Origin of the sequence: Legionella resiliens, from assembly GCF_021344005.1 — a bacterium.
GTDB classification, from domain to species: domain Bacteria; phylum Pseudomonadota; class Gammaproteobacteria; order Legionellales; family Legionellaceae; genus Legionella; species Legionella resiliens.
Genome location: NZ_JAJTND010000006.1, coordinates 54,913 through 66,379, shown reverse-complemented (window position 1 = coordinate 66,379; position 11,467 = coordinate 54,913). Strand labels below are relative to the sequence as shown.

Below are 11,467 nucleotides of genomic sequence, written 5' to 3'. Positions count from 1 at the left end.
GTACTAATTTACCCTTAGGGGTCTGTATGCAGAGTCTAATTTAAATTTTTTTTAACCAGGGTTTTACTTCGTTGCCACAGAGGCTACGATGATTTTTTATAGAAAATGTGAGCCATTACTAGCAGGAAAATGCCTATGACCACTTTAATTATTTGTTTATTCATTGCGATATTATTCCCTTATCTTCTCAAGGTTGTTGTAGCTAATTTTATGCAAAAAGAAGGGAATTATGATAATCATTACCCAAGAGCTCAACAGGCAAGATTACAAGGAATGGGGGCGCGAGCAGTTGCAGCCCATCAAAACAGCTTTGAAGCTTTGCTTGTATTTGCGACTGCGACATTAACCGCCATAGCAACTCATCATATCGGAATAACAATTCAAATTTTGGCGATTATTTTTATCGTTTCTCGAGTTATTTATAGCTATTTTTATTTAATGGATATGGCTTCCTTAAGATCCACGATTTGGTTTATTGGTTTTATTTGTTGTTTGATTATTTTGGGACTCAGCATGGTGTGATTGCACCATGGACTCAGTTTGGGGTAAGTCATTAATCCAGAAGTTAAAAAGGTTTTTTTGATGCACAAAGAAAATGATGTACAACAGGTTTCGTTACAACCCTTGCTGATTTTTGTTATTTTAATGCTCATGGTACTGATGCAGATGACTACTGATCAGTATATTCCTTCATTACCTGCCATTGTGAAAGAGTTCCACAGTAATGAAGCATCTATTCAATTAACATTATCTCTTTTTATGCTGGGTTTGAGTATTTCCCATGTATTTTATGGTCCTTTATCGGATAAAATTGGCCGTAAACCACCTCTTATGTTTGGTGTTGGCCTAAGTATCTTAGGCAGTTTATGCTGCTTTCTTGCTCCTTCAGTTTTAGTCTTGATCATTGGCCGTTTTATTCAGGGATTTGGTATTGGGTGTTGTGGTTCAGTAGGCCGATCTCTAGTCCGCGATCTTTTTACTGACAGAATTTTATCTAAGATAGGTTCTTATGTAGGGATTGTGAGTGTTTTTATTATGGTGGCATCTCCTGTCCTAGGAGGATATATCCAGGAGCATTTTGGATGGCGTATCAATTTTTTATTTTTACTTGTATTTGGTATCGCAATATGGATCCTGGCATTATGCACTCTTCCTGAAACCAATAAAAATCTTAATCCTCATGCAACTCAATTTAGAGTAATGCGCGATAATTATTTAACCTTGCTACAATCTAAAGTGTTTTTAGGCTATGCATTGTGTGCCTGTCTTGCTTCTGCAGGGATAATTGGTTATCTCGCAATTGCTCCCTTTCTTTTTCAAGATACATTAGGGCTTAGTCCTATAGAGTTTGGCCAATTAACCATTTTTATTGCCGGGGCAATTTGTGTGAGCGGAATAATTAACAGTCAGATGGTGATGAGAAAAGGTGTATCCTACATGGTATTTATAGGGATTGTCTTTATGGTAATAGGTGGTGTTACCATGCTGTTTTTGTCGATTATAGGATTGCAGAACGTATTCTCCATCATGATCCCTATGTCGTTGTTTAGCATGGGAGTGGGGCTTACTTTTATCAATGCATTTGCTGGAGCTTTTCATCCATTTCCTCACATGGCCGGAACAGTAGGGGCCTTATATGCAAGCATGCAAGACTTAAGTGCCGCGTTGTCTAGTGGGATTATCGCTCTAGGCGAATGGTATGGCCAATTCTCTTTAGCTATAATCTTACTTATTTTGGGCTTGGGTTCTTTCGCTTCATGGTATTATCTGGCCTCAAAAGATCATTAAGAGGTATTGTTTATGAAAATTACTGAGACAGAATTAAAAAATATTATATCCAAATTATCAGGCATGAAAGAAGAAGAAATTCATAATGATACGGCGTTAATAGAAGACTTGCATTTAGATTCCTTAAAAATCGTTGAGTTACTGGCTATTCTTAGCGAAGAATATAATTTAACGGTGACTGAAGAGGATGCAATGAATTTTCATACTTATAAAGATTTATTTGAGTTTACTCAGGCGTAACTGTTTTTGATATTTGTATTTCTGTTCATATGGATTTGGACAATTTTATTTTCTCTGATGATGAATTGCTAACCCGAGGTACGGCTACGCTTACCGCCTAGGCTTCATTTAGGGTTTCAGGAATTGAGTTTAAAAGATTTTCATTTATTCTGCTGTTTTATAAATATGAAATCAATATGCAAACAACCAGAATACCATTTTTCCGCGTTGCTTCATTTGGCTTTATTTTTTTAAAGAGATATATAATAAAAGAAGGAAGGCGATCTTCGTCAGGAAAAATATGGAAACACATCGCGGCTTATCCGTAACGACTCAGTCGTTGCAAGTAATAGATAGCATTAACTATTTTCATCAACAAGTTTTAGGGGCTGGCAAGGAGCCTCATAATATTCTCGAAGCAGTCAAAATAAATCCTGATAATTTGCTCCTCCAAGTTTATACTGCTGCACTTTATCTTTATGGCCAGACTGATCCAGCCACTGCTTTAGCAAAAAAACATTTGTTGCAGGCTGAAAAATTATTGAATTCGGTTAATTTAAGGGAAAAATTAACTTATCACGCAGTTAAAGCTTGGATGAATTTGGAATACGAAACTGCTTTAACTATTTTAGACGCTTTAACGGGTTTATATCCACGTGATACTTTAGCAGCAAAGTTTGCTGAATGGTTATTTTATTGTTCGGGACAAGCCTACAATAGTCATAACTATTTGAAGTTTTGTGAACGGATTGCAGCACATAATCAGGATGAATCTCATTTTTTAGCCATGCATTCTTTTGCGGCGGAATTATCTGGTCATCTATTAGACGCGCAACGTTTGGCAGAACAGGCTTTGACCATCGAACCACTTACACCTTGGGCACATCATACTCTGGCTCATATCTATCTCAACACAAACAATAGTGCAAAAGGGATAGCCACTTTAGAAACGTTCCGAGGGAGTTGGGAGAATATATCAACACTTCTTCGTGGACATAACAGTTGGCATTTAGCTTTGTTTTATCTTGCATTACGACACGATGATAAGGTAATGGATTTATATCCTGTTATTTTTGGCACATCTCCAGAAATTATTACCGAACAAATAGATGCCATCTCATTGCTATGGCGTTTGGATATGGCTGGATTTCCGCAATTAGAGCAATTTAATGTCCTTGGACGTTATCTTGATGAAAACCCTTTTACTCATTATACCGGTTTTAACACAGTCCATTATGTATATTGCCTTACTCGTTTAGGTCAAGAGGACGCAGTTCAGAGAGCCCTGGCATCAATCGAAACTTATGCTCAAACCCTGGCGATGGGATATAATCAATCGCTGTGGCGTTCCGTTATCTTACCTTTGAGCAAAGGGATTCATGCTTTTGTTAATAATGATTTTCAATCAGCCTGTGATTTGATGGGTTCTTGTATCTCCAGGTACACTGAAATTGGTGGCAGTGATGCACAGTTAGAAATCATTGCACAGACTTATTTGCTTTGTTTATTACACAGCAATAAAAAAAAGGCAGCAAAAGAATTTTTCAATTTTCATTTAGCACACTATAAAGGAACACCCCTGGCCGAGTTTTGGTTTAGTTCAAAGCTAAGTTTTTAAAATAGTAGCCCCAGGCTACAATACGAACTATATCAGATCACTTCTAAAAGGGCACAAGCGGCAATACCACCTCCACCGGCCGCAACTAATAACACCTTATCGTTTGATTTGATGCAGGTATGTTTGCGAAGAAAATCCAGAGCAATCCCTACGCTTGAACCGGAAGTATTGCCGGTCTCTTCTACGGTTTTAACGATACGTTCTTCAGGAAAACCTAATTGTTTTGCAACAGATAAAACTAAATTTTTATTTCCTTGATGCGGGACCAGCCATTGGATATCTGCAGTAGTAAGGTTTAATGCCTTGAGAAATTCTTCTGCACCATCAACCATACCATGTACTGCTTTGACAAATAGAGCGGTATTTTCTTTAATCGTGATATAAAACAGTTCGGGGTTTTGGCAATGTGCTGCAGGCAGTCGTGAACCTCCTGCAGGGGTAGACACCGTATCGCTGACTTCGCCATCGGCAAACAAAGCGGAGGCAATAAAACGAAATTCTGCATTTTCTTTATTGGTAGACACAACACAAGCTGCTGCTCCATCGCCAAAGAGAACACTGGTAGCGAAATTATTTTTATTTAAAAACTTTGAGCGAACTTCGCTGGCAATTAATAAGATGGAACCCATACTTGCTTGAGTGATGGCAGAACTTGTATGCAAACCCACTACAAAACCGGCACACGCTGCTCCAATATCAAAAGCTCCTGTATTTTGCAATCCAAGTCGATGCTGTACTAGTGGGCTGGTTGGTGGTGCAAGGTAGTCTCCTGATATAGTTGCCAAAATAATTTGGTTGATTTTATTTTTTTCTGCCGGCTTTGCTGCAAATAGTTTTTCTGCTGCAAGTACAGCCAAATCACTACATGCCTGATCTTCATTGACCCAGCGTCTGTTTCTAATTCCTGTCGAGAAGCTGACCAGTGTTGGACTTTGTGTGCTATTCATCCAATTGAGCACTTCTTGATTACTCACAACCCGCTCAGGTAATGCAGTAAAAGGACCTTTGATATAGATGTTTTTTTCGGCACGCAACAAATTCATGATGATAATATTCCTTCAGAACGCATGAGTGGTAAACCTCCACTTACAGTAATGACAGAGCCTGTCATAAATGAGGTTCTGGATAATAAGGGATCCATGGCCTCTGCGATTTGTGCCGCTTCTCCCATCATGCCTTGAGGAATAATTTGTGCCATTTTTTCTTGATATGCAGGCTTTTTCCAGAATTGCTCGGTTCTTGAGGTTTTAATCAAACCAACACGTACTACATTAGATAAAATATTGTTGGCACTGTAATCCACGGCAAGATTTAAAAATAAGCCTTCGAGTGCTGCTTTGGTTGCACAATAAGCGCCATAACGACTGGTTCCTGTAATTGCCGAAAGGCTCGAAATCAGAATCAATCGCCCAAATTTATTGGCTAATAAAGCCGGTAATAGGTGATGAATTAACCAGATATTGCCATGTAAATTATCATCGATGTAAGTGCGTAATGCAGGATAGGATAAGGCGTGTAATTTGCGTAGTTGGCTCACTCGTGTAAATGCGTTAAGGATGACACCATCTAAAGGTTGCTGCAGTAGATTTTGTAGTTCCTCCTTACTGGCTTCCGGATTGGAAAAATTATATACCAAACCACTAACCTGCATTTTTTGTTGTTTATAATGTTCCAATGTTTTATTTAGACTTTCCTTGCTGGAACTGGTAATGATAATCGTGTCACCTAATTGGAGTCGTCGCTTGGTTATGGCTTGAGCGATATCCGATGAGCCTCCAGTAATCAAAATGTTCATTGTGCCCCCAGCTCAATTAAGTGTTTTTCAATACTGTTTAGCGATTCATAATGTTCTTTTACTAAAGGCATAACAGGGATCTTAATTTTGAATTCTCGCTCTAGCTCAATGATAAGTAAGGCTAACATTAAGCTGTCTAGACCTCCTTGTTCCAGTGAAGCGGATGTATCTTGAGAAGGATAGGGAAGTCCAATTTTTGCTAATATATTGCGGATTCGTTCAGTGAGCATGGTTTTGTTCCTTTTGGCTTAAAAGCAGTGTTTTTCTATCAAGTTTTCCATGTTGGTTACGTGGCAACTTATCCAATAATTGTACTGTAATTGGAAGTTTTCTCGGTAAAAGATGGTGTTTTAACTGATCACAAAGCATGTGTTCTGTGGTGGCGGTACTGAAACTATCCCGTTCCAGGCATACCCGTAAACGGATACCATACAATTCATCAGGTACCGGGATGACAATTACTTCTTTAATTCCTTTAATTTGGCAAATTTTATGCTCTATATCAATTAAATTAATCTTTTCACCACCAATATTAACGATGTGATCCAATCGTCCTTTAATTACTACCAAACCCGAAGGTAATTGCTCTGCCAAATCTCCCGTAAAAAACCAACCATCCTGCATCCGGCTTTGTTTTTCTTCACCCAGATAGCCCAACATGAGTTGACTGCCTTTAATGAGCAACTCATTGTTCTCTGATAAGCGTATCTGCCAATCACCCACTGGGTAACCGGCAAAATCTTCAAGGAATAATGGATCTTTGCTGGAATAAGTCAGGACACGCGGAGAGGCTTCTGTTAGGCCGTAATTGTTATAAATTATTGCCTGAGGAAAAGTGTGCATTAAACTGTCACGCAATATAATGCTCAAAGGAGCTCCAGCAGAGACAATCGCTTTTATTTTTGTTGCAGCTTCTGGAAAAAGTGTTGCCATTTTATGAATCGCGACCCAATGAGAAGGGACTCCGCTCCACATTTGCGGGATAGGATGATTTTCAAACACTGTTTTAATGTCCGTAAATTGCGTGATGAGTTGTGTTTTTATCCCAGCGATTAACCCGGGGAGTAATTGCCCAAGCAGACCAAAAGAGTACGATAAAGGTAAAAATAATAATTGATCGACAACTCTAGAAAATTCAAGCGCATTAATGACAGCCTGACAATTGGAAGTGATATTTTTTAGAGAAAGCTGCACCGCTTTCATTTGGCCTGTGCTTCCGGAAGTAAAGAGTACTAAAGCGAGTTCAGGATGATGTTTCATCTTCTTATTTTCTTGAATTTCCAGGAGTTCGCCTTGAGCATCAACGGTCATGTTTGTACTTAAAATAGCTCGTTTTCCCTGTTCTGATTCTTGGTGTGTCAGGATGACGACAGGTTTGCCTATGTTGAACGCGGCTAATAATTGAATCACAAATAGAGGTTGTGCTGTTGCATATAAAACCAGCAGCCCTTTGGGCAGTTTTTTGAATTGCAACGACATTTTGTAGACTGCTGTTTCTAATTCAGCAAAACTTAAAAGCTGATTTTCCACACTTAATGCAATTTTGTTTGGCGAATCTTGAGCTAAAAATAGCATGGTCTTAACCCTCAACCTTATTTAACCGCCACGTAGCTATTACAGGCAGTGTATTATCCAATATATGTTTCCGACAGAAATTTCGACGAATTTTGCCGCTGGTTGTATGCGGCATGACTTTAAGCGGGATAAAAATAATATGATGAATCTCGAGTTGATGGGTCTGATAAACCAGTTCAAAGATGGTATTGAATAAAGTATCTTGCTCGTCAGGTGACATGAAACGGTTTTTTATCTCACACAGAACAGTGAGTTCATATTCATGACCTGTTTGAATGACAAAAGCAGCGCATTTACCCAGGGACTCATGGATTGGGGAATGGAGAATGGAATATTCTATGTCATGCGGATAATGGTTTTTTCCATAAAGAATAATCAAATCTTTAATGCGGCCCGTCACATATAATTCCTCTTCATGTACAAACCCCAAGTCTCCAGTTCTTAAATACAATTGGTTGCTTGGATCATTAGAAATTTTACCATGAAATGCATGGCGTGTTTCTTCATCTTGTTGCCAGTACCCCTGGGCTACACTGTCACTGTGTACCCAAATTTCACCAATCTGGTCATTATCACAAAGCGCCCGTGTTTCTGGATCCACAATTTTCACTCTTTGAATAAATCGACCACAACTGACTAAACTGTGACTCTGTGAGTTTTCTTCTTGAGCAAAATGGACTCGATGATCCTGATATTGTTCTTTAGTTAAGGAGAGCGTCCGATAGGGTGTGTCTGGAATGGTACCTGTCACTAATAAAGTAGCCTCAGCCAAACCATAGCAAGGATAAAAGGCTTCTTTGCGAAATCCATAATTTTTAAATGCTTGATAAAAATGATCTAATGTTTCTTTTCTGATAGGCTCCGCACCATTCGATGCAATTCGCCAGCAGCTTAAATCCAATCCTTGTTTTTTTTCTTCCTTGATCCGTTTCACACAATAATCGTAAGCGAAATTGGGACTGCCGCTTATGGTTGCTCGATATTTGCTAATGTTTTGTAACCAGGAAAGAGGATTTTGTAAAAAAGAAAAAGGGGACATCAGATAGGTAGGTATGCCTGCATAAATAGGAGTCAAAATATAGCCTATTAATCCCATATCATGATGGGGCGGGAGCCAGCTGAAAGATATGGTTTCTTCATTTAATTCAAACGCAGCGAATATCTTTTGGATATTATCCAGTAAATTTCTATGAGTGATGATGACCCCTTTCGGATGCATCGTGGATCCCGACGTGTACTGAAGAAAAGCAATCTGATGTTCGTGAATAGAGGGCGGCTGCCAAAAAGCACTTATTTGCAGTTCCATGCTGTCTATGGCTAAGCATGGAACTTTATCTAAATACGGTTTTCCTTTGTGATCCAGGGTCGCAAATTTAGTTAGATGATCAGCAGTCATAATCACAAATACAGGTTTTGCATTGCGAATAATGCGATGTGCTTTATCTAATAATTTGGCTTGGGCTGGAGGATAAATAGGTACAGCAATGCAACCTGCATAAAGACAGCCGAAAAAAGCTTGGATTAGGGCAAGTCCGGGAGAAAATAATAATAAGATCCTATCTCCAGGCTTTGCTCCTTGCACGCGTAATTGCGCTGCAATGGCTCTGGCCCGTTCATCCAATTCAGCATAAGTCATTTTTTCTTCTAGATTTCTATTGATAAAAGTACAACTTACTTTTTCTGGCGTATGTAGGGCCCTGTAGCGAACAGCATCCATTAGGGATAGGCAATTGAAAATCTCTTTACTCATTAAACATCCCTATGGAATTGCAAGACTTGGCCTGCATAAGAGAGACCGCCTCCAACGCTCATCATAAGTATTTTTCCAGGCCTATCAAAAATCTTTTCTTCGACTGCTCTTGCCAAAGAATAAAGAACAGAAGCACCACCAACATTTCCAATCGTATCTGAATCCCAAATGATTGCCTTGTGACTCATTTGGTACTCTTGGAGGAGTTGAGTAATTAATTTGCGATTCACTTGATGAGGAATAATCCAGGTGATGTTTTTTCTATCTTCTTCAGTAGGTAATAAATGATCCAGCATGTGCTTGTACTTAGCATAGGCCAGTTCTTTCATTAGGGATTCATCACCAATCAAATGATAGCCTATAGTGTCGATTTGCTCTTTGGTAGGGGGGAAAACACCCTGAGTGGTAAAGGCTTCAACGTATTTTCCCTCTGTAGAAAAAAAGGTTTTTTCAACAGCGAATGCACCGGTTTCCTTTTTTTCCATCAGCAAGGCTGCTGCCCCATCGGCTAATCCTATCCATGTTTTTTCATTTTCCGGATCGATTACTTTGGATAAAGTTTCGGCACAACTGACTATCACATTAGTGTAACCCAGGGCCATTAAGGCATAGGCAAGATGAAGTGTGGATAAGGAGGTCGAGCAGCCAGTTTTTAAATCATAAGCTGGAGCATCTATTCCTAAATTTCCAAGAACCGCTGCAGCTTGTGAGCCTGTAAATCGTTTATTGGTAGTAGAGCCCAATAAAAGAGCGTGTATTTTTTTTGAGTCATAATCCGCTAACAGTTTTTGTAATGCTTCAGTAGCTAAAGATTCAGCAGTCAACTCTCTAGACTTATCTAAAGATTCCCAAGGTTTATGGCACCAATAACGGGAATAAAAACCAAATTCTTCACCAATTTTTTCAGCAAATTTTTCTAAAAAGGATAAAGTGTGACCTGAAGTTCGTGGAAAGTTTTGTAAAATTTCCAGATTAGTAACTGGTGGAGAATCAGGAAGAACACGAGATGCAGCTGTAATATCAAAACGGATGTGGGGATGCAAAATTTCCATACATTACCTTTAAATTGTTTTTTCGTTTGCTTTTATTTCGATTACACTATGAATTCAATGAGCCTAAATTATAGCTGATTTTTTAGGAAAATTGACCCCAGTAATGACGAAGTGTATATTTTATATAAATTTTAATTAAAAGTTGAGTGTCAATATGTCTTCATCGTCTGTTGATAAAACCACGATGAAATGGATAGAAAATCTTATTGATGAACACAGTTTTCTTCCATTACTTACAGATTATGCCATAAATAATCAGTCTCATTTGCAATTTGGGGCTGAAGTGATTACGGGTTTAGCTCAAGTGAATCAAAGGCCTGTAGCAGTATATGCCCATAATAATTCCGTGAACCGAGGGTACATTACCAGCCAGGGCGCAAAAAAAATTGTGCGCCTCATGGATAGAGCCAAAGATTTACGGATTCCTATTATCGCTTTTTTAGCGTCTCCCGGTATTTCTTTGGAAGAAAATTTATTAAGTGGTGATGAGTACACGCAAATTATCGCACGTAATATCAACTTATCCGGTATGGTTCCGCAATTTGCGGTGCTTGTGGCCCCAACTCTTGGTGCACCTGCTTATTCTGCAGTATTGATGGATTTACTTTTTTTTAACAAGCACCGTAGTTATCTGATGGTAACCAGCCCTATGGTAGTGCAACAAGCAATTGGTGAAAAAGTCAGTATGAGTGAATTAGGGGGGGCAGCGATGCACGCGAGTACTACTGGCATTGCTGATTTTGTTGATGACAGCATCAGCGCGCAAATCAATCATGTTAAAACGATGCTCAACTTTTTTCCTTCACATAGCGGGGAATGTCCTCCTGTACGCTCCGCTCAGGAGCCTTTGCATCGCTTGCCCAATATACCGACGGACCCGAGAGTGCCATTTAATATGCTCGAATTAATTCAAGCACTTGTAGATAACTCTGAAGTATGGCAATACAAAAGCGCCTATGGCCAGGCTATCATTTGTGCTTTTGTACGCATTCATGGATATGCGGTGGGCATTGTGGCAAATCAGAGTATTCGTTTTAGTGGAGCCATTGATTCAGATGCGGCGCAAAAATCAGCTAAATTTATTCGGATATGTGATGCATACCGTATTCCAGTGCTTACTTTAATTGACGTTCCTGGATTTATGCCTGGAAAACGCGAAGAGCAAAAAGGATTATTGCAGCATGGAGCAAGGCTATGTGCTGCGATGCAGACTCGCGTACCCAGGATGAGTGTGATTGTTCGGAAATGTTATGGCGCTGCAGCATTTCTACTGATGCAAACTGCGTCTCAACAAGGAGATTTGGTTTTGGCTTTAGAGACTGCAACACTTGGCGTGATGGGCAAAGAGACTACGAAAAAAATTCAAAGTACTGATGGACAAGTATCTGTTGAGATGAAACATCAAGTGAATGATGCGCACAATCTTGATCCTTCTTTAGTGGAGGCATATAGGTCTGGTTTAATCGATGAAATTATTGTTCCTCAACAAATACGGGGAAGATTGGCTCAATATTTGGCGTATTTAGATCGCAAAATGGATGATGTGGCGATTGCGCGACATTCTATTGTATAGAAAAATTAGTTCGTCTACGTCCGGCGACTTGTTCGCGGGATCCAGCTACAGAGTCAAATTTATGGATTCCGCGAACAAGTCGCGGAACGTAGGCGAA

General features: G+C 39.4%; 11 protein-coding genes. 5 read left to right on the top strand and 6 right to left on the bottom strand.

Translation table 11 applies throughout. The annotated features are described in order from the left end of the window. Window positions 1–135: 135 nt before the first annotated feature. From LXO92_RS15705 to LXO92_RS15690, 4 genes are all read left to right on the top strand, one after another. Window positions 136–522: an MAPEG family protein gene (locus tag LXO92_RS15705; protein ID WP_182350453.1), complete on the top strand. Its 387-nt coding sequence runs from the start codon at window positions 136–138 to the stop codon at window positions 520–522. A gap of 60 nt (window positions 523–582) precedes the next feature. After that, complete coding sequence (locus tag LXO92_RS15700; RefSeq protein ID WP_182350452.1) at window positions 583–1,788, top strand: multidrug effflux MFS transporter; 1,206 nt, start codon at window positions 583–585, stop codon at window positions 1,786–1,788. Window positions 1,789–1,800: 12 nt separating this feature from the next. Beyond that, complete coding sequence (locus LXO92_RS15695; RefSeq protein ID WP_182350451.1) at window positions 1,801–2,028, top strand: acyl carrier protein; 228 nt, start codon at window positions 1,801–1,803, stop codon at window positions 2,026–2,028. Window positions 2,029–2,308: 280 nt separating this feature from the next. Continuing rightward, window positions 2,309–3,625: a tetratricopeptide repeat protein gene (locus tag LXO92_RS15690; protein ID WP_182350450.1), complete on the top strand. Its 1,317-nt coding sequence runs from the start codon at window positions 2,309–2,311 to the stop codon at window positions 3,623–3,625. A gap of 32 nt (window positions 3,626–3,657) precedes the next feature. Here the strand turns inward: LXO92_RS15690 and LXO92_RS15685 are convergent, their stop codons facing one another. The 6 genes from LXO92_RS15685 to LXO92_RS15660 are packed head-to-tail and all read right to left on the bottom strand — an operon-like array spanning window position 3,658 to window position 9,797. Next, window positions 3,658–4,668 (bottom strand): 3-oxoacyl-ACP synthase III family protein, encoded by a 1,011-nt coding sequence (locus LXO92_RS15685; RefSeq protein ID WP_182350449.1) that lies wholly within the window; start codon window positions 4,666–4,668, stop codon window positions 3,658–3,660. Further along, complete coding sequence (locus LXO92_RS15680; protein ID WP_232891296.1) at window positions 4,665–5,420, bottom strand: SDR family NAD(P)-dependent oxidoreductase; 756 nt, start codon at window positions 5,418–5,420, stop codon at window positions 4,665–4,667. Before LXO92_RS15680 ends, LXO92_RS15685 begins: the two co-directional genes overlap by 4 nt. After that, window positions 5,417–5,650, bottom strand: a complete 234-nt coding sequence (locus tag LXO92_RS15675; protein WP_232891295.1) for an acyl carrier protein — start codon at window positions 5,648–5,650, stop codon at window positions 5,417–5,419. The genes LXO92_RS15680 and LXO92_RS15675 overlap by 4 nt, the downstream gene beginning before the upstream one ends. Continuing rightward, window positions 5,640–6,995: a class I adenylate-forming enzyme family protein gene (locus LXO92_RS15670; RefSeq protein WP_232891294.1), complete on the bottom strand. Its 1,356-nt coding sequence runs from the start codon at window positions 6,993–6,995 to the stop codon at window positions 5,640–5,642. Before LXO92_RS15670 ends, LXO92_RS15675 begins: the two co-directional genes overlap by 11 nt. Before the next feature lie 4 nt (window positions 6,996–6,999). Next, complete coding sequence (locus LXO92_RS15665; RefSeq protein WP_182350445.1) at window positions 7,000–8,745, bottom strand: fatty acyl-AMP ligase; 1,746 nt, start codon at window positions 8,743–8,745, stop codon at window positions 7,000–7,002. After that, window positions 8,745–9,797 (bottom strand): 3-oxoacyl-ACP synthase III family protein, encoded by a 1,053-nt coding sequence (locus LXO92_RS15660; protein WP_182350444.1) that lies wholly within the window; start codon window positions 9,795–9,797, stop codon window positions 8,745–8,747. The genes LXO92_RS15665 and LXO92_RS15660 overlap by 1 nt, the downstream gene beginning before the upstream one ends. A 154-nt stretch (window positions 9,798–9,951) precedes the next feature. On the opposite strand from LXO92_RS15660, the gene LXO92_RS15655 reads away from it, so the two are divergent. Continuing rightward, on the top strand, window positions 9,952–11,370 hold the full coding sequence (locus LXO92_RS15655; protein WP_182350443.1) for an acyl-CoA carboxylase subunit beta: 1,419 nt from the start codon (window positions 9,952–9,954) through the stop codon (window positions 11,368–11,370). Window positions 11,371–11,467 lie beyond the last annotated feature (97 nt).